Source organism: Ferruginibacter sp. (genome assembly GCF_049840995.1).
In the GTDB taxonomy this organism is placed as follows: Bacteria; Bacteroidota; Bacteroidia; order Chitinophagales; family Chitinophagaceae; genus Ferruginibacter.
Window position 1 is genome coordinate 65,551 of the sequence record NZ_JASGIP010000007.1, and the last position, 24,669, is coordinate 90,219.

19 protein-coding genes are annotated in these 24,669 nt (G+C 42.4%); 12 read left to right on the plus strand and 7 right to left on the minus strand.

Annotated features, from left to right (window positions below):
• From murQ to QM738_RS18720, 9 genes are all read left to right on the plus strand, one after another.
• Positions 1-816 carry an N-acetylmuramic acid 6-phosphate etherase gene (gene murQ, locus QM738_RS18680; RefSeq protein ID WP_462278261.1) on the plus strand — a complete coding sequence of 272 codons (816 nt, stop codon included), beginning with the start codon at positions 1-3 and terminating at the stop codon, positions 814-816.
• Between the two features lie 64 nt (positions 817-880).
• Entirely contained in the window at positions 881-1,060 is a 180-nt protein-coding gene (locus tag QM738_RS18685) for a hypothetical protein (protein WP_462278262.1), read from the plus strand.
• A 16-nt stretch (positions 1,061-1,076) separates the two neighbouring features.
• Complete coding sequence (locus tag QM738_RS18690; protein WP_462278263.1) at positions 1,077-2,156, plus strand: T9SS type A sorting domain-containing protein; 1,080 nt, start codon at positions 1,077-1,079, stop codon at positions 2,154-2,156.
• 155 nt (positions 2,157-2,311) lie between these two features.
• A complete protein-coding gene (locus QM738_RS18695) occupies positions 2,312-2,875 on the plus strand; it encodes a hypothetical protein (RefSeq protein ID WP_462278264.1) in 564 nt (187 codons plus the stop codon).
• Positions 2,876-2,974: 99 nt separating this feature from the next.
• The gene (locus QM738_RS18700; protein ID WP_462278265.1) at positions 2,975-3,655 is read left to right on the plus strand and encodes a succinate dehydrogenase cytochrome b subunit; all 681 of its coding nucleotides are present in this window, start codon (positions 2,975-2,977) and stop codon (positions 3,653-3,655) included.
• A 53-nt stretch (positions 3,656-3,708) separates the two neighbouring features.
• Positions 3,709-5,685, plus strand: a complete 1,977-nt coding sequence (locus tag QM738_RS18705; protein WP_462278266.1) for a fumarate reductase/succinate dehydrogenase flavoprotein subunit — start codon at positions 3,709-3,711, stop codon at positions 5,683-5,685.
• A 143-nt stretch (positions 5,686-5,828) separates the two neighbouring features.
• The gene (locus QM738_RS18710; RefSeq protein WP_462278267.1) at positions 5,829-6,713 is read left to right on the plus strand and encodes a glycosyltransferase family protein; all 885 of its coding nucleotides are present in this window, start codon (positions 5,829-5,831) and stop codon (positions 6,711-6,713) included.
• Between the two features lie 34 nt (positions 6,714-6,747).
• A complete protein-coding gene (locus tag QM738_RS18715) occupies positions 6,748-7,497 on the plus strand; it encodes a succinate dehydrogenase/fumarate reductase iron-sulfur subunit (protein ID WP_462278268.1) in 750 nt (249 codons plus the stop codon).
• A gap of 122 nt (positions 7,498-7,619) precedes the next feature.
• The gene (locus QM738_RS18720) at positions 7,620-11,114 is read left to right on the plus strand and encodes a hypothetical protein (protein ID WP_462278269.1); all 3,495 of its coding nucleotides are present in this window, start codon (positions 7,620-7,622) and stop codon (positions 11,112-11,114) included.
• A gap of 468 nt (positions 11,115-11,582) precedes the next feature.
• On the opposite strand, the gene QM738_RS18725 is transcribed toward QM738_RS18720, so the two are convergent.
• The gene (locus QM738_RS18725; RefSeq protein ID WP_462278270.1) at positions 11,583-12,590 is read right to left on the minus strand and encodes a zinc ribbon domain-containing protein; all 1,008 of its coding nucleotides are present in this window, start codon (positions 12,588-12,590) and stop codon (positions 11,583-11,585) included.
• A 198-nt stretch (positions 12,591-12,788) separates the two neighbouring features.
• Between QM738_RS18725 and holA the strand changes: the two genes are divergently transcribed.
• A complete protein-coding gene (holA, locus tag QM738_RS18730; protein ID WP_462278271.1) occupies positions 12,789-13,787 on the plus strand; it encodes a DNA polymerase III subunit delta in 999 nt (332 codons plus the stop codon).
• 106 nt (positions 13,788-13,893) lie between these two features.
• Here the strand turns inward: holA and ribF are convergent, their stop codons facing one another.
• On the minus strand, positions 13,894-14,817 hold the full coding sequence (gene ribF / locus QM738_RS18735) for a riboflavin biosynthesis protein RibF (protein ID WP_462278272.1): 924 nt from the start codon (positions 14,815-14,817) through the stop codon (positions 13,894-13,896).
• Positions 14,818-14,969: 152 nt separating this feature from the next.
• On the opposite strand from ribF, the gene QM738_RS18740 reads away from it, so the two are divergent.
• Positions 14,970-16,190, plus strand: a complete 1,221-nt coding sequence (locus tag QM738_RS18740; protein ID WP_462278273.1) for an AIR synthase related protein — start codon at positions 14,970-14,972, stop codon at positions 16,188-16,190.
• 1 nt (position 16,191) lies between these two features.
• Here the strand turns inward: QM738_RS18740 and QM738_RS18745 are convergent, their stop codons facing one another.
• The 3 genes from QM738_RS18745 to QM738_RS18755 form a co-directional block, all read right to left on the minus strand.
• The gene (locus QM738_RS18745; protein WP_462278274.1) at positions 16,192-17,115 is read right to left on the minus strand and encodes a hypothetical protein; all 924 of its coding nucleotides are present in this window, start codon (positions 17,113-17,115) and stop codon (positions 16,192-16,194) included.
• A gap of 152 nt (positions 17,116-17,267) precedes the next feature.
• Positions 17,268-20,732, minus strand: a complete 3,465-nt coding sequence (locus QM738_RS18750; RefSeq protein WP_462278275.1) for an N-acetylmuramoyl-L-alanine amidase — start codon at positions 20,730-20,732, stop codon at positions 17,268-17,270.
• 87 nt (positions 20,733-20,819) lie between these two features.
• Positions 20,820-21,176, minus strand: a complete 357-nt coding sequence (locus QM738_RS18755; RefSeq protein WP_462278276.1) for a BlaI/MecI/CopY family transcriptional regulator — start codon at positions 21,174-21,176, stop codon at positions 20,820-20,822.
• A 204-nt stretch (positions 21,177-21,380) separates the two neighbouring features.
• Here QM738_RS18755 and QM738_RS18760 point away from each other — a divergent pair, with 204 nt between their 5' ends.
• A complete protein-coding gene (locus QM738_RS18760) occupies positions 21,381-22,070 on the plus strand; it encodes a cell division ATP-binding protein FtsE (RefSeq protein WP_462278277.1) in 690 nt (229 codons plus the stop codon).
• Positions 22,071-22,252: 182 nt separating this feature from the next.
• Here QM738_RS18760 and QM738_RS18765 read toward each other — a convergent pair whose 3' ends face one another.
• Both QM738_RS18765 and QM738_RS18770 read right to left on the minus strand, forming a co-directional pair.
• A complete protein-coding gene (locus tag QM738_RS18765) occupies positions 22,253-23,380 on the minus strand; it encodes a glycosyltransferase (protein WP_462278278.1) in 1,128 nt (375 codons plus the stop codon).
• 94 nt (positions 23,381-23,474) lie between these two features.
• Positions 23,475-24,632: a glycosyltransferase gene (locus QM738_RS18770; RefSeq protein ID WP_462278279.1), complete on the minus strand. Its 1,158-nt coding sequence runs from the start codon at positions 24,630-24,632 to the stop codon at positions 23,475-23,477.
• Positions 24,633-24,669: the final 37 nt, after the last annotated feature.

Below are 24,669 nucleotides of genomic sequence, written 5' to 3' on the forward strand. Positions count from 1 at the left end.
ATGGCTTTTGAAAAGATCACAGAATCCGCTTCAAAGTACAGGCACCTGGAAAAGATGAGTGTGCAGGAACTGTTGGAAAATATCAATAAAGAAGATGCGGTGGTGCCCGGCGCAGTATCAAAAGTGGTTCCGCAAATAGAAGCGCTGGTGCAGGCCGTGGTAGATAAGATGCTGATGGGTGGCCGCCTTTTTTATATCGGTGCAGGTACCAGCGGCAGGCTGGGCGTACTGGATGCCAGTGAATGCCCGCCCACTTACGGTGTACCGCAGGGATTGGTGGTAGGCATTATTGCAGGCGGCAGCAAGGCCATAACAGAAGCGGTGGAATCGGCCGAAGATGATACCGCACAGGGCTGGCTGGACCTGCAGGAACACAATATCAACAGCAATGATGTGGTGATAGGCATAGCAGCCAGTGGTACCACGCCTTACGTGATCAGCGCACTGGAAAAATGCAGGGAAAATAATATCGTTACCGGCAGCATCTGCTGCAATCCCGATTCACCGATCAGTGCAGCGTCCGATCACCCGATAGAAGTTGTGGTGGGTCCGGAATTTGTTACCGGCAGCACAAGGATGAAAAGCGGCACGGCACAAAAACTGGTGCTGAACATGATCTCTACATCGGCCATGATACAATTGGGCAGGGTGGAAGACAACAAGATGGTGAACATGCAGCTGACCAATGAAAAAATTGTGGACCGGGGTGTAAGAATGCTGATGGAAAAACTGGGCCTGAGCGAGTACAGCGAAGCCAAAGAATTGCTGTTAAAAAAAGGAAGTGTTAAAAAAGCGATCGAAAGCTTCCGTTCATAAAAAATAATATCATCATGTATGTATTTTTATTAACTTACGAATCTCATTACTAAACTATACTCATATGAATTTCAAAACTCTACTTTCAACTTCATTTATTATTACTTCATTTGCAGCGCAGGCACAAGATGCCGGCAAAACCTATGCAATAACCGGTGATGGTAGTGGCGATTTCAGGTGGATGAATATCCGCCAGGTGGATATCAGCTCCGGGAAAGTAACGAAAGAAATTTTTTCAGCGTGATAAAACTGCTTTTGTAATGCTGGATGCAGCCACCAAAGCGCCTGCAACCACCCAAAGTTTCAAATACGATAATAATGGCAGCACTGCTTCGGTACAGGTACAGGATGCACCTACATTGACCATGGTGGCAGCAGCTGCATACGATAAAAAACACGATAAATTATTCTTTACGCCCATGCGCATTGGCGAACTGCGCTGGTTAGATCTGGATGCTAAAGGAGAGACCCCACAATTTTACGCAGAGAAAAAACAATTGCTCAATGCATCTGATATGATGGATGAAGGCAATCACATCACCCGTATGGATATTGCAGCTGACGGCAACGGTTATGCGATCACCAATGATGGTAACCACCTGATCCGTTTTACCACCGGTAAAAAAACAGTGATCACCGACCTGGGCGGATTGATAGATGCAGAAAGCAATAAAAGCGGTATGTCCATTCATAATAAATGCACCAGCTGGGGTGGCGATATGGTTGCAGATGCTTACGGTATGCTGTACGTGATATCGGCCAATCACCAGGTATTTAAAGTGGATATTGAAACAAGGATCGCTACACATATCGGTACCATCACCGGTTTACCAGGCAACTATACCACCAATGGCGCAGCTGTTGATGAAGAAGATAATATCGTGGTAAGCAGCGCTAACAGCTTTGATGGTTACTACAAATTTAAAATGAGCGACCTTGCAGCGGTTAAGATCGAAGGTTCGGATAAAACCTATAATGCATCTGACCTTGCCAATGGTAACCTGTTATATCAGAAAGAAGCAGATGCTAAAAAAAGTTTTGGTGTATTACCGGCAGTATTACCTGCTGCACCGGTTAATGCAGATGCAAGAATATTTCCCAATCCTGTTACAGCCAGCGAATTCAAAGTATTGTTCGACGGACAGAAAGCAGGCAAATATACCGTTGCATTAAGCGATCTTTCCGGCAGGGCCATCATGGCTAAACAGGTAATTGTTTCCGGTAAAGTGCAGGCAGAAACAGTACAGTTATCTAAAGGCATTGCCAAAGGCATGTATATGGTAAAAGTTACAGATGCATCCAATCAACTGGTGTTTACAGAACGCATTGTGGTGCAGTAAAAATAATTATGGTTATTAAGTGCAGAGGTTGTCATGATGACAGCCTCTTTTTTTGTCCCTGGAAGCTCCAGCTTCCGACCACAAAAATATTTTAACATCAGGCAATAAAATAGAACCTTTTCTTTGAACTTTGCAAAAGTAAAACTGTTTTATCTGTGCAGGATATTGAACCATATTATAACTGGCGGCATTTATACGCAGCAGAAGAAGATGAACTCTCACCGTTCTACGGGCGTACCTACAGCGAATTTGAATTTTCGCAAACGGTCTACAATTATTATATCCATCCGCAGTGGGACGATTTTGGCAGCCGTACTTTGTACATGAAATTATTGTTTGCAGATTACGAACAGAACTATGCTATCATAGAACTGATAGGAGAGTGGAATGATGCGATAGAGAATGATATCATGACCTTGCGGAGAGAAGTTACAGACGTGTTGTATGCAAAGGGCATCAATAAATTCATCATCATTGCAGAGAATGTACTCAACTTTCACAGCAGCAATGATGATTACTATGAAGAATGGCGGGAGCAATTACAGGATGATGGCGGCTGGGTGGCCATCCTCAATATGCCCCAGCAAAGCCAGTACGATTTTAAAAAAGCAAGACTGACCAATTATATCAGCCTTTTAGATTTTCCCCAATGGCGCACCCTTAAACCCGAAGTGGTTTTTCAGCAGGTGGATAACTGGATGATGCGGTTGCTGGAGTAAAAACCGACATCGTTTGCATAAAAACATTGTACAAAGTATGTTTTTGACCGAATACAGCTTAAATTTGCTGACCAAAATTTTACAATTAACCTTTGCGTAATGAATTTTAAACAGATTTTCACTTCTTCTCTCGGAAAGAAGTTTACAATGGGGCTTACAGGGTTGTTTCTGATCTCCTTTCTTGTTATCCATTGCACCATCAATTCCATGATATTTTTTAACGACGGGGGAGAGATGTTCAGGTACTATGCCCATTTCATGAGCCATAATTACATTGTAAGGGTTTTAGAGATCGGCCTGTTTGCAGGATTGATCGCCCATATTATACAAGGCCTGATGTTGTGGCAACAAAACAGCGCGGCAAGGCCGGTGAAGTATGCTGTTAATGCAGCATCCACCAACAGCAAATGGTATAGCCGCAGTATGGGCCTGCTGGGCACTTTATTATTATTCTTTTTAATACTGCACGTTTCTAAATTCTTTGTCAATACAAAAATTGCCTTGTATGGTAATGGTGGCGAGAACGATGCAGAATATAACCTGTATGTTGAAATGAAGGAATACTTTCAACAGTTATGGGCAGTGATCGCTTACCTGCTGGGTGTGGTGTCGCTGTTCTGGCATTTACTGCATGGTTTTCCCAGCGCTTTTCAAACGCTTGGTTTGAATCATAAAAAATACACACCGATCATCCGGTTTGCCGGTACCGCATTCTCTATTATTGTTTGTATACTGTTTGCATTGATGCCGATTGCTTTTTATACGGACTGGCTGCAGTAATACATTCCTGAAAAAACCTGAATTTATCATCAAATAAATTAACTGAAAATACAATGGCGCTCAATTCAAAAATACCTGCCGGTGAAATGAACGAAAAGTGGGAAGATTACAAAGGGCATGTAAAGCTGGTGAACCCGGCCAATAAAAGAAAGATCGAGATCATAATTGTAGGAACCGGTTTGGCAGGCGCTTCGGCTGCTGCTTCATTGGGTGAGCTGGGGTATAAAGTAAAAACATTCTGTTTCCAGGATAGTCCGCGCCGTGCACACAGTATTGCAGCGCAGGGTGGTATCAATGCCGCCAAGAATTACCAGAATGATGGTGACTCTGTTTTCCGCTTGTTTTACGATACAGTAAAGGGCGGTGATTACCGTGCAAGGGAAGCCAATGTGCATCGCCTGGCAGAAGTGAGTGCGAATATCATTGATCAGTGTGTGGCACAGGGGGTTCCTTTTGCAAGGGAATACGGTGGATTGTTGAGCAACAGGAGTTTTGGTGGTACACAGGTACAGCGTACTTTTTATGCTGCGGGTCAAACCGGTCAGCAGTTATTGCTGGGCGCTTACAGTGCGCTGGAAAGACAAATTGCATTGGGCAATGTAGAACAATACAGCCGCCACGAAATGCTGGATGTGGTAATGGTAGATGGTAAGGCAAGAGGTATCATCGCAAGAAATTTAGTGACCGGTAAACTGGAAAGGCATTTCGGTCATGCCGTGTTATTGTGCACCGGTGGATATGGCAACGTATTTTATTTAAGCACCAATGCCATGGGCAGCAATGTTACCGCGGCATGGAAAGCACATAAAAAAGGCGCTTATTTCGGCAATCCATGTTTTACACAGATACATCCTACATGCATTCCCGTTAGTGGCGATTACCAGAGTAAGCTTACGCTGATGAGTGAAAGTTTGCGTAATGACGGAAGGATATGGGTACCCAAACAAAAAGACGATAACCGTAAAGCAGTGGATATACCTGAAGCAGAAAGGGATTATTACCTGGAAAGAAGGTATCCTGCATTTGGTAACCTGGTGCCGAGGGATGTGGCATCGAGAGCAGCTAAAGAAAGATGTGATGAAGGATATGGCGTGGGTACCACCAAATTAGCCGTGTACCTCGATTTTGCAGATGCAATAAAACGTTACGGAAAAATTGAAGCAGGCAAACAGGGTTTAAGTAATGTAGATGAAGCCACCATAATTGCGATGGGTAAAGAAGTGGTGAAAGAAAAATATGGTAACCTGTTTGATATGTACGATAAGATAACAGGCGAAAACCCGTACGAAATGCCGATGAGGATCTATCCTGCGGTGCATTATACCATGGGCGGTCTTTGGGTGGATTATGAATTGCAGACCACCGTTCCGGGCCTGTACGCATTGGGCGAAGCCAACTTCAGCGATCACGGTGCTAACCGCCTGGGTGCATCTGCATTGATGCAGGGCCTGGCAGATGGCTATTTTGTGATCCCATATACTATCGGTAATTATCTGGCAGATGATATCCGCACAGCATCGATACCCACTTCGCATCCTGCATTTGAAGAAACAGAAAAAGCAGTGAGCGACCGCCTGAATACGTTGATGAATATCAAAGGCAACCAGACCGTGGAAAGTTTCCATAAACGCCTGGGCAAGATCATGTGGGATAAATGCGGAATGGCCCGTAATGCACAAGGCTTACAGGAAGCCATAACCGAAATTCAGCAATTGAAAAAAGAATTCTGGAGCGACGTACGCATACCGGGTGATATTGACAGCATGAACCCCGAACTGGATAAAGCCGGCCGTGTGGCTGATTTTATTGAGCTGGGCGAACTGATGTGCAAAGATGCGCTGAACCGCAATGAAAGCTGCGGTGGCCACTTCCGCGAAGAGAGCCAGACAGATGACGGTGAAGCAAAACGTGATGATGATAATTTTAGTTATGTGGCAGCATGGGAATATAAAGGCGAAAGCAATTGGGAATTGAACAGGGAAGATTTGAAGTTTGAGATAGTGAAGCCAACGCAGAGGAGTTATAAGTAAACAGCACCCCCAACCCCCTAAAGGGGGCTTTGTGGCGTTTAAAATGTTGTTGAGTGCTTTTGGATCTTGTAAATAAAACAAAGGGGAGTAATAATATTTTTTTAAAGTAACAATCTAAGTTCCCCTTTAGGGGACAGGGGCTAATGAAAGTAAGCGGTTTCACTTTTGTAAAGAATGCCATCAAGTATGGCTATCCTGTGGTGGAATCAATTACATCCATCCTGCCGGTGGTAGATGAAATGATCGTTTGCCTGGGAGATTCGGAAGATGATACCAATGCACTGATCGCATCCATTGGTTCGGATAAAATAAAAATGATCCATTCCGTATGGGATGATAGTTTGAGGGAAGGCGGCAAAGTGCTGGCGGTGGAAACAGATAAAGCTATTGCAGCAACAGCGGCAGACAGCGATTGGCTCTTTTACATACAGGCAGATGAAGCAGTGCATGAGCAATACCACAGCACGATTGTGGATGCAATGAAGAAATACAAGGATGATAAAAGGGTGGAAGGATTGCTGTTCAACTACCATCACTTTTACGGCAGCTATAAATACATTGGTGACGGAAGAAGCTGGTACAGCAAAGAGATCAGGATCATACGAAATGATAAACGAATAAAAAGCTACCGCGATGCACAGGGCTTTAGATGGGATGATAACCGTAAGCTGAACGTAAAACTGATAGACGCTTATATTTATCATTACGGATGGGTGCGTAACCCGCTCACCATGCAGCAGAAAGCAGTGGGCTTTAGTAAATTATGGAGAGGCGAAGAAGGAAAGAAGGCAGGAGAAGAAAAAGAAAAGGCAGCAACCGCATTCGATTATTCAAAGATAGATTCGGTGACATTGTTCAAAGGCACACATCCTGCTGTGATGAAAGACCTGGTGGCAAAGGAAGACTGGAATTTTGAAATCGATATTCAAAAGAAGAATTTTAAAAATACAAAGCACAGGATATTGTATTTCATCTGGCAAAAATTTGGATGGAGGCCATTTGAATACAGCAACTATCATAAAATTTAGCATAAAAGCAATTTATACTATGGAACATTACAGCATGAATTTAACATTGAAAGTGTGGAAACAGAAAAATGCCAGTGATAAAGGACATTTTGAGACCTACCAGGTAAAGGATATTTCTTCCGAAATGTCTTTTTTGGAAATGTTTGATGTGTTGAATGAGCAACTGATCAGGGAAGGCAAAGATGCCATTGCTTTTGATCATGATTGCCGCGAAGGGATATGCGGTATGTGCAGCATGTATATCAACGGTAAGGCACACGGTCCGTGGGCACAGAACACTACCTGCCAGTTGCACATGCGTGCTTTTAAAGATGGCGATACCATTGTGGTGGAACCCTGGAGAAGCAAGGCCTTCCCGGTGATCAAAGACCTTATAGTGGACAGAACGGCTTTTGACCGCATCATACAGGCGGGTGGATATATTTCTGTAAATACCGGTAATGCGGTTGATGCCAATGCCATTCCCATTGATAAAAAAGATGCGGATGATGCCTTTGCAGCAGCAGCCTGCATTGGTTGCGGCGCCTGTGTTGCTACCTGTAAGAACAGTAGCGCTATGTTGTTTGTAAGCGCTAAAGTATCGCAGCTGGCATTATTACCACAGGGGCAGCCCGAAAGAAAGAATCGTGTACTGAACATGGTGGCACAGATGGATAAAGAAGGATTTGGTAACTGCACCAATACCTATGCCTGCGAAGCAGAATGCCCCAAAGGAATTTCGGTGGCCAATATTGCCCGGATGAACAGGGAGTTCCTGAAAGCTGGTTTAAGCTCCGAAGATTAATTGGATCGTATTTAAAAATAGCAAACCTTCCCCGCGGGAAGGTTTTTTTATGCAGCAAATGGCCGGTTAACACCGTCTTGCACAATAAATGGTAATTTTAGGCATTACTAATCTTAAAACTTTTGAAGCACCCCGGGAAATACCTGCTTTTGCTGCTGCTTTTTTTTGTGCAGGCCGTTGCGGCACAAAATCCATCACTATCTAACCTGCGAAAGAAGATCGTGCAGGTGAAAGGAGATGTGGTAAAGCTCGACTCTGCAAGTATCGTTCCCGGTTCCGTGATCGTCACCGGCATTCCCGCTGCCGATTACAGGGTGGATGAAGTGAACGGCAGTATCACCTGGATCAAAAAACCTGCCTCCGAAACCGTATTCATCACGTACCGCGTTTTCCCTTTTAAATTGAATGCAGTGGTAAAGCACTACAATTATGATAGTGTGCGGTTCAATTTCCTCAATAATAATCCTGTTACATTCAACCTGAATAATAAACAGCAGAACAATCCTTTGTTTGATTTTGGAACAGTGAAGTCGGAAGGTAGTTTTGGCCGGGGTATATCATTTGGCAACAGCCAGGATGCGGTGGTCAACTCCAGCCTTAACCTGCAGCTGAGCGGCTATATCGGCGACAGCCTGCAACTGACCGCTGCTATTACGGATAATAATATCCCTATTCAGCCGGATGGCAATACGCAGGACCTGCGTGATTTTGATAAGATCTATTTACAGGTAAAGAAAAAAGGCTGGCAGGCTAACTTCGGTGATATTGATATCCGGCAAAGCAAAAGTTATTTTCTGAATTTTTACAAACGCTTACAGGGAGTTTCATTTATTACCGAGAACAAGATCAGTAAACATATTTCCAATTCGCTGCTGGTAAGCGGCGCCGTTGCCAAAGGAAAATTCACCCGCAATATACTTACGCCGGTGGAAGGCAACCAGGGGCCTTATCGCCTGCAGGGCGCCAATTACGAAGTGTATTTTGTGATACTGGCCGGAACGGAAAGGGTTTTTATTGATGGGCAGTTATTGCAGCGGGGCGAGGACCAGGATTACGTAATGAACTATAATACGGCCGAGATCACTTTTACACAAAAGCACCTGATCACCAAAGATACCAGGCTGCAGGTGGAGTTTGAGTATGCCGACCGCAATTACCTGAATGCACAGGTTTATGCAAGTGATGAAGTGAACTTTAATAATAAGTTTGTGCTTACTGTGGGAGCGTTCAGTAATTCGGATGCAAAGAATTCTTCCATTAACCAGGTGCTGGATACCAAGCAAAAACAATTTTTGGCCGATATCGGCGATGGCGTGGATACCGCTTTTTACAAAAGTGCCCAGCGGGATACATTTGCGGTGGACAAGATATTGTACAAAAAAATAGACACGCTTTATAACACTACGGTGCATGATTCCATCTATGTTTTTTCCACCAATCCCAATGACATATTATACAGCCTTTCCTTTAGCTATGTAGGTGCAGGCAAGGGCAATTATATGCCGTTGCAGAATGCGGTGAATGGTAAAGTGTATTACTGGGTACAGCCCGATGCCAATAATGTAAAGCAGGGCGATTGGGAGCCGGTGATATTGCTGGTGGCGCCTAAAAAGCAACAGATCGTTTCTCTTGGGGGCGAATATTCATTTTCAGCAAATACTAAGTTGAAAGTAGAAGCGGCGATGAGCAATTATGATGTGAATCTTTTTTCGGAAAAAGATAAAGGCAACGATAAAGGTTATGCAGCAAAGATACAGTTTCAGCAAACAGATAAAAAGATCAACCTTTTCAACCGGGCATTGCAACTGCAGACCAATGCAGGATATGAATTTGTGCAGGGCAGGTTTCGCCCATTGGAACGCCTGCGCAATGTGGAGTACCTGCGTGACTGGAGTTTGCCTTACGAAGTGAACCGTGCCGATGAACATTTAGCCAATGCCTCCGTAAAAGTAGGAGACAAGAAAGGGAATTATTATGCTTACGAGATCGTGAGTTATAACAGGAGTGATAATTACCATGGCCTGCGCCACCAGTTCAATAATTACACCGCCGTAAATGGCTGGAAGTTCACCAATGCGGTGAGCCTTACCACTACCAATACAGCAACCGACCAGGGATCTTACCTGCGGCCAAGCTTTGACGTTAGTAAGGAGTTTACAAAGCTGAAGAAAATGCAGGTAGGCGCAAGCTACAGCAGTGAATACAATCACCAGCGCAATAAAATAAGCGATACCTTAACACCGATCAGTTTTGCATTCAATATCTGGCAGGCCTACATCAGGTCCAATCCTGAGCGGCCTAATAAATGGAGCGTATCGTATTTTACCCGTAACGATCTTTTGCCGGTACAGACCAAACTGGTAGAAGCCAATAAGAGTGATAATATTAATTTTTATACGGAGATCATGAAGAATGAGAACCGCCAATTAAAACTCAATATCACTTATCGTAAGCTGCATATCAGCAATGCCAATATCAGTACGCAAAAGGCAGATGAAAGCCTGCTGGGCCGCACAGAATATAATTTCCGGGAGTGGAAGGGATTGCTGATCGGTAATATACTATACGAACTGGGTGCAGGGCAGGAGCAGAAAAGAGAATACAGTTTTTTTGAAGTACCTGCAGGCCAGGGTGAATATACCTGGATAGATTACAATAACAATGGCATAAAGGAACTGAATGAATTTGAGATCGCCGTATTCCAGGACCAGCGCAAGTATGTAAAATTATTTACACCCAGCAATGAATATGTAAAAGCCAATTACATACAGTTCAATTACAATTTTGATATTGATCCAAGACTGGTAATGAAACCATCGGCTGCACACGGGCTTAAAAAATTATTGTATCGCTCCAATACCAGTTCTTCATTGCAGATCAGTAAAAAAGATATTTCAACCGGTAAGTTCCAGTTCAATCCTTTTACCAAAAAACTGGTGGATACTACATTGATATCACTGAATTCCTTTTTATCCAACACGTATTTTTTCAACCGCAGCAATGTTAAATGGGGCTTTGATTTAACGCATGGATTAAGCAACAGCAAAACATTATTATCGTATGGTTTTGAAAGCCGCAAAGTGCGCAATCTTTCAGGCAAAATAAGATGGAACCTGGACAAGAATTTTGCTGCAGCCCTCAACCTGCGCCAGCAGAAGAACGAACTGACCACCAGCGGTACCAAGTTCAACAACCGTAATTATCTTATTACGGCGAATACTGCGGAGCCCAGTATTTCCTATATCTACAAATCCAATTTCAGGTTAAGCCTCTCTTATAATTACTCCAATAAGCATAACACCATCGACTCGATGGAAAGAGCGGTGACACATGCAGTGATAGCAGAATTGCGCTACAATATCCTTAACAACAGTACGCTCAATGCCAAGGTAACATTGAACCAGATCAACTTCAATGCTTATTCCGGCGCTGCCAATACAACGGTGGGATATGTATTACTCGACGGATTATTGCCCGGTAAGAACTACCTGTGGAATGTAGAATATACCCGCAGGCTGGCCGGTAATTTTGAAGTAAGCCTGCAGTATGAAGGCAGGAAACCAGGAGAATCCAAGACGGTGCATGTGGGGAGGGCTTCTATAAGAGCAATACTTTAGGTAATGAATAATTGATAATTAATAATGGATAATTGATAAGGGATGAGGGTTATTTGATAACAGATGAGGCGTATTAGATAAGGAACGGAGGTTATTGGATAAAGGGGGAGTGTTATTGGATAAGGAACGAAGGTTATCGAATAACGGATGAAGCGTATTAAATAACGGAAGGGTTTTATCAGATAACGGAGGAATGTTACTTGATACGGGACGACGGTGATTTAATAACGAATGTGGCGTATTAAATAAGGAATGAATCTTATTAGATAAGGAAGGAGTGATACTTGGTAAGGAACGAAGATTATTAAATAAGGAACGAAGCGCATTCAATAACAGGTTAGTAGTATTCGATAAGGGGCGAGTGAATAGCTGTAGCCTTGGTTGCAAATAAAAAAGTTTATAAAGTAAAGGCAGTGAAACACTGCCTTATTTACTTTATAAACTTTATCTGTTTTAGAAATATATCTTTTAACTGAACAGGCCGCCTTTCTTAAAGCTCCTTACACCATCGCCTATCTTGAAGCCGTTGTTGTAAACTTCAATTTTATAATCGCCTGTTTCAAAATTGCTGTTCTGTTTCCAATCTACATTAATGGTTTGGCGCTGGCCCTGTGTATAATTCACTTCCACTTTTTCGGTAAAAAATTTATCTTCTCCATCCCTTGTTTTAAAAGTGCCGGAACCCAGTGCTTCCACCGTTACAGGGGTGCCGCTGGGGGCTGTAATGCAGATGTACAATGTTTTATTACCCGATTGGGTGATGCGGTTCTCATCCAGGTCGAAAGAGATACGCAATTTATCTACTCTTTTAGCAGTGGTGGTGGTTTTTTCCTTACCGCTTTTCTTTTCGTTGATGCCTATGATGTTAAAATTAGAGGCGTGCAGGGTGGATCCTATATCAATGATGTCTTCTTTTTCTTTGATCACCGTTTTAGCATCTTCGGTTTCTTTTCTTGCATCATCTCTTTCCTTTGTTACGGCTTCTTTCTGTTGTGTCAATACTATTTTTTCACCTTGCAGGGTTTCTATCTGCGTTTTATAACCGGTGATATCATCATTCAATGAAGCAATGAGTGTTTTAGCCTGTGCCAGCTCTGCTGCTGTAGCATTAGCCTTGGTCAACAGCTGCTGTATCTTTACCCTTTTTTCTGCAATATCCCTGTCGCGTTGGGTGATCACGCTGTCTTTACTATGCGCCATATCAGCACTGCTGGTCTTGATCATATCATAACGCATGGTGGCGTCATCCAGTTCTTTTCTTAATACATCTTTTTCAGTATTGCTGGTGGCCAGCTGTGTGTCTTTCTGCTGAATGGTTTCCTTGGTCTTGTTCTTATCATAAATGATATAAGCCCATGTACCCAGGAGCGCCACCAATAAAAAAGCGGTCAACAGGTTCCGCAGGTTTGTTTTTTGCGCAGGCTGCGGTGCCGGCGTAGAGGTTTTTTCTGTTTCAGGGAAATTTTCGTATGCCATATTTTAAAGGGTTTATGCTGACAAAAATATTCAATCGTTGAGTTAAAAAGAATGTAAAACGGCTGTTGTGTTAATATGTGAATAACTAAAACACGCTGGTTTTATTGCATTTAGCGCCAAAACTATGCCAGTTTTGACCTTCAACAGTATCTGTGATACAACGCAGTATGCGGCTGAAAAATATTTTATCTTTACGCCATGAGTGCAGAAAAAATAATCGGCGACTGGAAAAAGAAAAGCTTTAAACCTGTTTACTGGCTGGAAGGAGAGGAGGATTATTATATTGATATGGTGGTGGACCATGCAGAGCATAAGATACTGGATGAATCGGAAGCTGGTTTTAACCTCACTGTTTTTTATGGCCGTGATGCGGAATGGACCGCAGTGGTGAATGCCTGTAAGCGTTACCCGATGTTTGCCGAACGCCAGGTGGTGCTGTTGAAGGAAGCACAGCAGATGAAGGATATTGAAAAACTGGAAAGTTATATTGAACACCCTTTGGCATCCACCATTTTTGTGGTGGCATATAAAACCAAAACGCTGGATAAACGCACCAAGCTTTCCAAACTTTTAAAACAAACAGCCGAAGTATTCACTTCCGAAAAGCTGAAGGATTTTAAAGTGCAGGAATGGATCAAGGAAATGGTGACCGGTAAAGGTTATTCCATCAGCTCCAAAGCAGTGATATTGCTGGAAGAACATATCGGCAATGACCTCAGCCGCATGGCCAATGAAATAGATAAACTGTCGGTGAATTTAAAAGGGCGCAAGGAAATTACCGAAGATGATATAGAAAAATTCATTGGCATCAGCAAGGAATACAATGTATTTGAACTGCAGGCTGCCATTGCAAAAAAAGATCTTGCCAAAGCGGTAAAGATCATTCAGTATTTTGAAGGTAATCCCAAAGCGGCACCGATACAGATGGTGTTGCCTGCTTTGTATGCCAGCTTCAGTAAAGTGTATACCATTTTTGGTATGAATGATAAAAGTGAAGCGGCATTGAAACCCCATTTTTATTTTAATGCCACGGCTGTAAAGAATGCGCTGGAATGTGTGCGCAATTATGGGTACGAAGGCATTGAAAGAATATTATTATTGCTGCATCATTATAACCTGAAAGGCGTGGGCGTGGGAGACACCGGTACTTCGGATGCGTCGTTGATGAAGGAGATGGTGGTGAAGATGATCGCGTAATGGGTCGGGACGCTTTTGCGGCCTGAACCATGATCGGCCCTACGATCCAGGCCGCAAAAGCGTCCCGGCTCGAAAACGATCCAGGCCGCTTGAAGCGTCCCGGCTCTTATAAAACCGATAAACTATCTTCCTTATCCTGGTGCAACTGCAGTTTCAATGCTTCCAGTCCATCAAACTTTACTTCGCTTCTTAAATATTTTACTACGTAGATACGGATGACCTTACCATAAATATCCTGCGCAAAATCGAAGATATTTACTTCCGTAACTCTTTTTTTACCATTTACAGTAGGGCGAAAACCGATACTCATCATGGCCTTAAAACGAATGCCTTCCACTTCGGCATACACGGCATAAATGCCATCACCGAGTGCGATCTTTTCTTCATCGGTGCTTTTTAGATTAGCTGTAGGATAACCCAGCGTACGGCCGATCTTATCGCCATGCACTACTTCTCCTTCAAAAAAGAAATGATAACCGAGCAGTTTGTTGGCTTCATCAATATTGCTTTGCAGAATGGCTTCGCGGATATTGCTGCTGCTTACTTTAATGGTATCCAGTAAGTGCACCGGTATCTCCATCAATTGATAATTATAAACAGCCGCTTTGGCTTCCATCAGTTTGTAATCGCCGCTGCGCTCTTTACCAAAGCGATGATCGTACCCGATGATGATGGTATGCGGGTGAAATTTTTTTACCAGGAAATCGCTGATATAATCTTCTGCAGGCTGGTTGGCAAAATAATCGGTAAAAGGTACCACCACCAAATGGTCCACACCCAACTGGCCGATCAGTTCGATACGTTCGGTAAGGGTGTTGATCAGCCTTACACCGATAACGGCCGAAGCCACTACTTTACGCGGATGCGGGTGGAAAGTAATGATCACCGATTCGCCGCCGGCATTGGTGGCTGCTTCTTTCAACGTGTGGATGATCTGCCGGTGGCCGCTGTGCACCCCGTCAAAAGTACCGATGGTGATCACGGCGTTCTTAAAAACGGGTAACTGGTTGATATCGTAATGAACCTGCATATTTTGGAGTTGCAAATTAATGGATAAATTGGAAATGAATAATTTGTTAATTGATAATGAATAATTCGGTCGTAATTTGCGCCCTTAATAAATGATCAGGACTGCTATCAACCTGCAATCCGGAATCGACAATCTAAAATCTACCATCTACAATGTCCCTTTACGCAAAAAGAGGTGTTTCGGCACAAAAAGAAGAAGTACACGCTGCTGTTAAAAACCTTGACCAGGGCCTGTTCCCCAATGCATTCTGCAAAGTATATCCCGATTTTTTAGGTGGCGATGATGCTTATGTGAATATCATGCATGCAGATGGCGCCGGTACCAAAAGTATTCTGGCTTATTTGTATTGGAAGGAAACGGGGGATATCTCTATCTGGAAAGGTATTGCGCAGGATGCTATTGTGATGAACCTGGATGATCTGCTGTGCGTAGGCATTTACGATAATATTGTTTTTAATTCCACGATCGACCGCAATAAACATTTGATCACCGGCGAAGTATTGGAGCAGGTGATCGGCGGCAGCCAGCAATTGTTTGATACGTTAAAAACATTCGGCGTAAATATTCATTACCTCGGTGGTGAAACGGCAGATGTGGGCGATGTAGTGCGTACGGTTGCTGTAAATGGCACCATGACCTGCCGCTGGCCAAAAGATAAGATCATCAGCAATGATAAAATAAAAGCAGGGGATGTGATCGTTGGCTTTGCCAGTTTTGGCCAGGCCAGTTATGAAACGGAATACAACAGCGGTATCGGCAGCAATGGCCTTACCAGTGCAAGACATGATGTGCTGGGTAAATTCTATGCAGATAATTTTAAAGAAAGTTATAACACCGGCCTTGCTGATGATGTGGTGTACATCGGTAAACATAAACTAACCGATACGGTCCAACTCACAACTCACCACTCACAACTCACTACCGTCGGTAAACTCTTGTTAAGTCCCACCAGGACATTCGCACCCGTATTAAGCGTGCTGCTGAAAGAACATTTTGAAAAGATACACGGATTGATCCATTGCAGCGGCGGCGGGCAAACCAAGTGTATGAAGTATCTTCCGGAAGCATGGTCAGACGGGGCGTCAGACCATGTTACGAAGCGCTACTTAAAAGTGATCAAGGATAATTTATTTGACGCACCGGAAATATTCAACATCATTCAGCAGAACAGCGGCAGCAACAATCGTGAAATGTACGAAGTATTCAACATGGGTTGCCGCCTGGAGATCTATTGCGATGCTGCAGATGCTGCAACAATGATCGCTGCGGCCAATCAATTTGGTATTGCAGCACAGGTGATCGGAAGGGTGGAGGAGAGTGATAAAAAAGAGCTGGTGATAAAGGTAAAAGGAGAAGAGATCGTGTATGGATGATCTATTGCAGTTTAATGGACCTGTTTTCTAAAACGGTCAATATCCCTTTTTCGTTTTTATACACGCAGTTGTCAAAGGTAATTACAGAACCAGGAGCGCAACGCTCTGATACTTTATGCTTTTCTGTATTCATATCTTTACCAAAAACCTGTTGTATAGTAGAAAAATTAGCGCCTGAGAAATAGATAGTGCCCCTCACAAAATCGAGGTTTATAAGCCTCCGGAATTCAGCTAAACTATTGTCCTGGATCTTTTTTAGTTCTTCATCAGTTATCACTGTATAGCTTTTCCCTTCTATTCCGTATGCTTTACCATTTTTTGCAGTGATGTATATATTGTCAAATATTATTTGAGATCCTGGCTGGCATAGGGCAATAAGTGAATCCAGCTCTTTTAAAGAGGATTGAGTAAGTGTTTGTGTCCAAACACTTTTAAAGCCCGTACCTGAAAAATATACCTGTGCACTTTTAAAAGCCAGGTCATTTGATATGACCACTTTTTTTGCATTTTTTAAAGATGACAATCCTATTTTATTACCATAAGCGTTTTCAATAGAAAAGACAGGTTCTTCTTTAAATTCGTCAGCCGGTAATCGCTTTATCTTATAATGATAGATATAAGCTGTTTTACCGGTGAGCTTGTTTCTGCATATTAATGATGTAGTACCCGGTGCTGTAAATGTTGCCTCATATTCCTGTACGTTGCCGGATTGTTTATAAGAATTGAATGAAGAGAACTCAATCGTATATTGCTGCAGGTCAATATCAGTGAACTTTATGCGATTGATCATGCCCACATATAAGGGGGTATCAACATAAATATCTTTCCATGTGTAAGTTTTTGGAGGCTCCGCTTCTGCTAATTTTCTTTTATAATATGCCCCACCTACATACTGGCTTTTTACCAGCAAGGGCGAAATAAACATCCCTGATAATAGCAGGTATAATATTGCAGAAAGGGTTTTAATGGAGCTGCGTTTGCAGTAAATGTAAAAAAATAATACCTGAAATAAAAAGAGAGGAATCAGATTCCCCTCTTTTTTAACAAGTATTTTATGGCTATACTGTTATAAATACTCTATCCTTTTGTAGTGATCATGGTAACTCCGTACTTCCCTTTATCACCAAATTGCAGTGCTCCTGACCCTGCATCGTAGGATTCCATGGAGGTGATCGTTTCTTTTTTGATATTGCCCGGATCGTTGCTGATTGCACCATTTACCAGGTACAGGTTTTTGGGTTGTACGGTGAATGTGCCGTTGCCTACCATATTATAAACCGTTTCTTTTCCATCGTTCATCAAATGCACTTTCAGTGGTACGCTGTATATTTCAGTAACATCCCTTTTGCCGGCATGCTCAATTACAAAAGTAATGGGCTGTTTACGATAAGCATTTACCTTGCGGCCATTCTGCATAGCAGGTATCCAGTTAGCACTTTTCTTGATCAGGTCGATACAATGCTGTGCGGTCTTGCTGCCTTTATAGTTAGTGGTGGTAACATCACTAACAGCGCCATCTGTATGCACCACAAACTGTACGATCACCGTATAAGTACCCGCTTTCCATCCTTCATCCACCGGCACAGCAGGGTTTAAATTCTTTACCATAAAATCTTTCCATGCAGCGCTGCCCCCGGGGTATTCCGGCTCTATTTCTGTTTTGGTGAAAATAGGATAACCAACAACGGTCACTTCTTTAAGTGGGTCAGCTTTTCTTTGATACCCGGTAACGGTCACTTCTTTAATGTCACCTGTTTTTTGCACCTGTTCTTCGGCTGGCAACTGCGTACCTGCTACAGCGTTAGCAGACTTTCTGCCTGTAACAGTGATCTCAGCAGGATCTGGAAGCCTGTTTACCCGGAAACTGAAAGTCTGTATCACTTTGTCCGACCCTTTTTTAGAAAGGGAAATGATCGCTTCGCCGGTAGATACCACCCGTGCAATATATTTGCCGTTGCCGCCGGTAATAGAACCCTGCGATATACTCAATTGTACATCCTGCGGCGCAATACCGGGCGCTGCAATACTTACCGGGTTATCAACACCGATATACAGTACATTCATTTTATCAACCGAAATAACTGCCGGGGCATTATTAATAACAGCCGGTGTATTGCTGATGTCTGCAACAGTTACAAATGCCTGTTCATTACTTTTAGTGATGATCTCGATAACTCCAGCCTTCGCCCGGTCGCCGTATTTTTCGATGGCTGATTTGTCTTTTAAAACATTGATAGTGGCAATATCATTCGGGGCAATACTGTTCAGGTTAAAATTATCTGTCTGTATCTTATTATCGATCACGTAAAGAACATCTGAATTGTTTTTTGCATCCACATTTACTTTTGATAAATAACTCAATGTGATAGGCTGACTGGTCTTTACCTTTTCATCTACCACCACATCAGCAAGATCAGACCTTACAGAGATCGGCTTGCCTTCCACCACCACTTCTTCCAGGGGAGCAGGCTTTAAGGATACATTGATAACCGCGGTCTTACCTTTCTCACCTGCGATCTCATCCAGCTTTTCGCCTTTTAAAATATTTACAGAACTGATGGTGGCAGGGTCGATCTTATTCAGTTCCGCCGGGGTTATTTTTTTACCTTCAACATATATTACCGTACTCTCCAGGTTACCCTTGATCGTTGCGCTGGAACCGGATAATTTGATCAGCTTTGTTTTGTCATTATAAAAAACAGAATCACCGGTTAAAAAGATCGCATCTTTTTGCGTCAACTTGATAACGCCATAGCGGCCTTTGGTTCCGTACAATTTACTTGCTTCGTAAGGATTGTAGATAACAATACTGCTGTATGTAAGATTGCTTTGTTCCACATAGTTATAACCCACATTGCCCATCTCTTTTCCATCAACTATCACGAGCGCCTTGGTCTTATAATCATTGCTTTTTAAATAATTGGTATCCGCATGGCTTACATTTATAAAACAACCTGCAGACGGGCTATCAGTTTTAGAAGACTTGTTCAGTGTATTAAAAAAGTAATCCGTTGCCGCTGTAGTGGCAGCAGCAGTATTTTGCTGGTTGCTGCTGGCAAATTTTTCAATGGCATTTAAAATGTTGATCGCAATGGTTTCTTTGCCCTTTGAAGACTGTAAATAACCAAGATCGCTTTTATCGTTCATTAAGCCGGTTTCAATGAATACAGAAGGGCAGGAGTTGTTTTCCAATGTGTACATGGCACGCTGAAAAAGTTGCTGCGAAACCGGTAATGCATAATTACTGCTGAATTCAGTCAGGATAGCCGAAGCAAACAATTTGCTTTGCGCTGCGTTGGTGCCACCATCATGACCGATCATCAATTTCAATCCACGCTGCTCATCTATTACATTACCCAGGCCGTATTCTTTTTCGGCAGCAGTAGCAGTTGCCCCGCCATGCAATGTGATATAGATCGCTGCGTTATGGCTCTTTGCAAATTCAGCTTTTTGTTCTTTGGTCAAATACTGATCATCTTCTTTTGTAAGAATGATCTCAATGGCGTCATTTGTATTCAGCTCTTTTATTTCTTTTGCTATCGACAGCATCAGGTCTTTTTCCAGGGTACCGTCAATGGCTTTGATGCCGCCATCTTTACCACCATGACCGGCATCGATCACCACCGTTATCTTTTTACCGTTATAAAAATGAGCATGGCCTTTTGATTTTAGTGTAAAGGCTGCAAAGATCAATAGTGCCAGGGGTAGTACCATTATGCGGCCAAAATAATTCACTTTAGGATTTTTGTTTTTCATGAGCATGAGCAACCGGCGTTTAACAGGTGAGTAGAAAAAATTATTGGTGAGTTGAAAACGGTGTTGCGGGTAAGTGGCCTGCAATATCATGGCAGCAAAGGCTTCCGTATCGCTGTCTTCCACTGCTTTTTTATCCGCAATAAATTCATGTATCATATTCAGTTCCTTGCGGTACAACCAGAAGAAAGGATTACTCCAGAAGAATATAAGAATAATGTTGATGAACAGTTTGTCGTAAGTATGTCCTTCCTGCACATGGGCCAGTTCATGTTTGAATATCTGGTTACCGGTAGTGGTTTCCATATCGATATTGTAATTCCAGAAAATATAATTCAGAAAAGAGAAGGGGGTGCTTTTGGCATCTGTGTTAATGAACGAAATGCTATCGATATGCTGCCGCGGATATTTTTTTAAAAGATTGAAGATGACAACCAGTGTGTGTATAAAGAATACAAGCAGTACCACCGACACCAGCAGGTAAGCAATAGGATACAGTTGTTCGGTATCAAAAGAGTTGCTTTTCGCTGTTACAATGATATTATCCATGTATTCATCACTGCTGTTCACCACCTGCAGCACTTTAAATACAGCAGTGGGTTGCTCCGTTTGCTTTTCCCAGAAATTGATCTTTATCAATGGCAACGATAGCGACAACACCACCGACGCCATGAGGTAAAAACGGTTGTATTTATGAAATACCTTATTGCGCAGCATCAACCAGTAATAACCATACAGGATACCGGAACAGATGATCACTTTTAAAAGATAATAAGCAATTGTTAGCATAAATTAGTTTTTATGAAACCCGTTAATTAATTTAAAAAGCATACTTATGGCCTTCAACTTTCAACTTCGAACTTTCAACCTTCCCGATTATTTTTTCTTCAGTTGTTTCAGCAGTAATTCCAGTTCATCCAGGCTGATGTTATTTTCCTTTACCATAAATGAAACGGCATTGCTGAAACTGCCTTCAAAATATCCTTTTACCAGGCTCTTCATACTCGTTTTGCTGTAGGCTTCCTTGCTTACTAAAGGATAGTACTGGTGCGTTCGGCCAAAGACTGTGATGCCTACAAATTCTTTATCTACGAGTATCTTTATAATAGTGGCCACCGTATTACTGTGCGGTTTGGGTGCCGGCAGTTCATCCAGGATCTCTCTTAAAAATGCTTTTTCTAATTTCCAGATCACCTGCATTATCTGTTCTTCTGCTTTGGTTAAGTTTTTCATTTGTGAGTCTTTTATGAATAGGTATTGTAAACATAAAACTATTTTTTTAGTCGAACAACTATTTTTTTAGTTATTCACCGGTTTTTAACAAATGGTGAAGAAATTTTATTTCCAACGGCAGGTTGTAACAGTTAAATTTGCAATGCAGGCATTTGCCCGCGGATTGCGCAGCGTTCGCAGATAGCACTAAACCTAAATTGTATTATGTCTCAATCTATAGTTGAATTAAAGAACGTAAAGATCTACCAGGGCGACCGTAACCTGATCTTAAGTGATGTGAATATCAGCATCGATAAAGGGGAGTTTGTGTACCTGGTGGGCAAGACCGGCACCGGCAAAAGCAGCCTGTTAAAGACCATGTACGGCGATCTGCAGCTTACCGAAGGCGAAGGCTGGGTGGTGGGCCATGACCTGAGACAACTTACCTGGAAAACAGTACCTTTTTTAAGGCGTAACCTGGGCGTGGTGTTCCAGGATTTTCAATTGCTTACCGACAGGAATGTGAATGAGAACCTGAAATTTGTTTTGAGGGCCACCGGCTGGCAGGATATAAAACTGATGGATGAAAAGATCGCTGATGTACTGGATAAAGTGGGATTGAAAACAAAAGGATTTAAAATGCCTTTTGAGTTGAGCGGTGGCGAACAGCAGCGTGTGGATGTAGCCAGGGCATTACTGAACTCTCCTAAATTAATACTTGCTGATGAACCTACCGGTAACCTGGATCCTGAGACCAGCGATGAGATCATGCAATTGCTGTTCCATATCTGCAGGGACTATAATACCACCATCATCATGGCCACACACGATTACATGGTGATCAATAAATTTCCTGCAAGAATGCTGAAGACAGAAAAGGGCAGGGTGTGGGATAATGCTACGATAGAAATGTAGGGCGTGAGACGTGAGTGGTGAGTCGTCAGTCGTGAGTGGTGAGTCGTGAGTGAGCCTTCGGTTTGATCTTCCTGGTTTTTATTGTTAAATTATTAAAGGGAAAACGATCAAGTTTTCCCTTTTGTTTATTCACTCAAATTAATTATAACCCTACTCACGACTCACCACTCACCACTCACGATTCACGTCCCGCAGGTTGCCGCTAACTTTTTTGCGTTCTCTTCATTATTAAATACCCTTTGCAACAATCCCTGACGTTTTTCTTTTTCTTCTTCTGTAAAAGGTTGTTGATAGATATCGTTGATCACTGACCGGAAAGAAGCAGCATCAGTTGCAATATGACAAATTCCTTCGAGGCTGCTGCCATCTACTCCTGCATGATTGACCACACAGTGCCGGCCATTATACAAAGCATTGATGAGTTTTAATTTTACACCCGTATTATTAAAAGATGGCAATACATGCAGTTGCGCCTTTGCAATAAGATCCTGCATTTCTTTTTCGCCGGGGTTGGCCAGTAAGCAGGTATGTTTAAATTGCTTTACATATTCCTGCAGGTGTGCTGAGGGATCTTTACCTGCAATTACAAAGGGTACATCCAATTCGCTGAAAACATTTTGTAACAACCATTTTGCAGCTACTTCATTTTCATTGACTGATAAATTACCATGGTATAAACAAAAGCAACCCTTGCCTTCTTTGCCGGTAACAATGCTATGTGGTATAAATACCGGCATATAATAAATATCCTTTGCTGCAAACAGTTGTTGATACAAAGCTACATCGTGTTCGCTTACTGCAACCAGGCTGGCTTTACCTGCAATAATTTTTTCGTACCTTAATAAGAGGCGGCTTTCGTGTAAAAAATATAAACGCTTAAAAAAATTGCGTTCATTTTTTGCCAGTTGTTTATAATATTCAAACTCTGTATTGTGCAGGCGTACGGTAACTTTCCGGTCGTTCAATTCATTGGCATAAAGCGGGTAAGTGCAATGAATGCCTTCAAGCAGAACAGGATAATTATCTTTTTTAAGATGATCGATCAGTGTTTTGTTCTTCCTGCTTTTTACAATGAAGGGAAGTGAAAAAGAAAAACTGCCCAGGTTTTTTTTACGCTGGTAATAGTCAACACTCACGCAATATTTATTCAGTTCTTCCTGTGGCTGGCGGTTGCTGGTAAAGCAATGCAGGTGGATCTTTATGCCCAGTTGCTGCAATGCCTTTAATTTATAAAAAAGATCCACCACACCGCCATAATTAGCCGGCCAGGGCACATCCAGTGTAACAATATGTAAATGGCGTTCACTCATGTTTTTACCGCTCCGAAGGAGTCCTTTGGACAGAGAAAAAGAGAAAAGGAGTTTTCGCAGAGATAAATACTTTCTTTGCTTTTTCCTTATTCGCTTAGTGGTTAAATATTTGGTTATAAAATTCGAATAATTTCTTTTCTTCCTGCTGCCAGTTCAGCTGTTCCCTTGCTTTTAAACAATTTTGCTGTAATGTTTTATACTCAACTTCATTATCCAGCAAATTGTTCAGTAAAACGGCGAGTTTTTTTTCGCTGATATCATCGGTCAGCACCGCAATGTGATATTGATCATTGATCTCCCTGTAAACGGGGTAGTTAACACAGAGCTGCGGAATGCCGGCATGCAGGTAATCGAAAAAGCGGTTGGCCAGTGAATAGTAATTGCTTAGCCCTTCATCATCAAATAGTGTTACGCCGATATAAGCCTGCTGTGTAATGGCCCTTAATTCGTCTGGTTTTATTTTTCCTTTAAAGATCACTTTCTGCTGCAGCCCATGTTCCTGCACCAATTGCTGTGCCTGCTGCATAAAATTGCCATCACCGCAAATGATCAGTTGTGCGTTCACTTCTTTCATGGCTGGTATCAGCGTTTCAAAACTTCTGCCTTCATTAACAGCGCCCTGGTATAAAATGAATTTCTCTTTCTTTTCAGGAATGCTGCTGTTGCGCAGCAGCGCAATATTTCTTATCACGGTATAATCAACTGCATACATTTTTTTAAACTCCTCTGCTATCGGCTGGTTCACTGTATAACCATGTATAAATTTTGGAACCGTATACCGTTCTATTTTCTTCCATATTTTGTAAATAGCAGGCCGGGTGGCTATTTCCTTCATTTCGCAAAACAATTCGTGTGCATCATACACCCGTTGTACTTTTTTTAACCGGGATACAAAGTAGCAAGGTAAAATACTATCAAGGTCAATTGCCCCTATACAATCCATTTTTTTGAACAACAGGTAAAAGAACAAACGGATATTATACTCTGCATAAAACAGTTTCCCTTTTTCAAAAAAACAGCGCAGTCTTTTTTGTTGAAAGGGTTGTTGCGTAAGCGGGAGAGAGGCTTTCATCTTTCTGCCAACTAACGTTACAGTATACCCGTAATTGGCTAATGAGGTACAAATGCGTATCATGCGCTGGTCGTAGGTGAGGTCGGTGGTGACCGAAAAGACAAGGTGGCCCCCTCCGCCCCCTAAAGGGGGGACCTTAGCGTCATTAGACTCGAAAGTTCTTTTTATATTTTCGGGCATTGAGATTTTTGGTTTATAAAATTTCTTCTTTCAGCAG

Bases quoted from the DNA above. Each gene is read 5' to 3' on its own strand.
- QM738_RS18710 (WP_462278267.1), top strand. From the start codon at position 5,829: ATGAAAGTAAGCGGTTTCACTTTTGTAAAGAATGCCATCAAGTATGGC.
- QM738_RS18770 (WP_462278279.1), bottom strand. From the start codon at position 24,632: ATGCCCGAAAATATAAAAAGAACTTTCGAGTCTAATGACGCTAAGGTC.
- QM738_RS18755 (WP_462278276.1), bottom strand. From the start codon at position 21,176: ATGAAAAACTTAACCAAAGCAGAAGAACAGATAATGCAGGTGATCTGG.
- QM738_RS18760 (WP_462278277.1), top strand. From the start codon at position 21,381: ATGTCTCAATCTATAGTTGAATTAAAGAACGTAAAGATCTACCAGGGC.
- QM738_RS18765 (WP_462278278.1), bottom strand. From the start codon at position 23,380: ATGAGTGAACGCCATTTACATATTGTTACACTGGATGTGCCCTGGCCG.
- murQ (WP_462278261.1), top strand. From the start codon at position 1: ATGGCTTTTGAAAAGATCACAGAATCCGCTTCAAAGTACAGGCACCTG.
- QM738_RS18750 (WP_462278275.1), bottom strand. From the start codon at position 20,732: ATGCTAACAATTGCTTATTATCTTTTAAAAGTGATCATCTGTTCCGGT.
- QM738_RS18715 (WP_462278268.1), top strand. From the start codon at position 6,748: ATGAATTTAACATTGAAAGTGTGGAAACAGAAAAATGCCAGTGATAAA.
- QM738_RS18740 (WP_462278273.1), top strand. From the start codon at position 14,970: ATGTCCCTTTACGCAAAAAGAGGTGTTTCGGCACAAAAAGAAGAAGTA.
- ribF (WP_462278272.1), bottom strand. From the start codon at position 14,817: ATGCAGGTTCATTACGATATCAACCAGTTACCCGTTTTTAAGAACGCC.
- QM738_RS18690 (WP_462278263.1), top strand. From the start codon at position 1,077: ATGCTGGATGCAGCCACCAAAGCGCCTGCAACCACCCAAAGTTTCAAA.
- QM738_RS18745 (WP_462278274.1), bottom strand. From the start codon at position 17,115: ATGTTTATTTCGCCCTTGCTGGTAAAAAGCCAGTATGTAGGTGGGGCA.
- holA (WP_462278271.1), top strand. From the start codon at position 12,789: ATGAGTGCAGAAAAAATAATCGGCGACTGGAAAAAGAAAAGCTTTAAA.
- QM738_RS18725 (WP_462278270.1), bottom strand. From the start codon at position 12,590: ATGGCATACGAAAATTTCCCTGAAACAGAAAAAACCTCTACGCCGGCA.
- QM738_RS18705 (WP_462278266.1), top strand. From the start codon at position 3,709: ATGGCGCTCAATTCAAAAATACCTGCCGGTGAAATGAACGAAAAGTGG.
- QM738_RS18700 (WP_462278265.1), top strand. From the start codon at position 2,975: ATGAATTTTAAACAGATTTTCACTTCTTCTCTCGGAAAGAAGTTTACA.
- QM738_RS18685 (WP_462278262.1), top strand. From the start codon at position 881: ATGAATTTCAAAACTCTACTTTCAACTTCATTTATTATTACTTCATTT.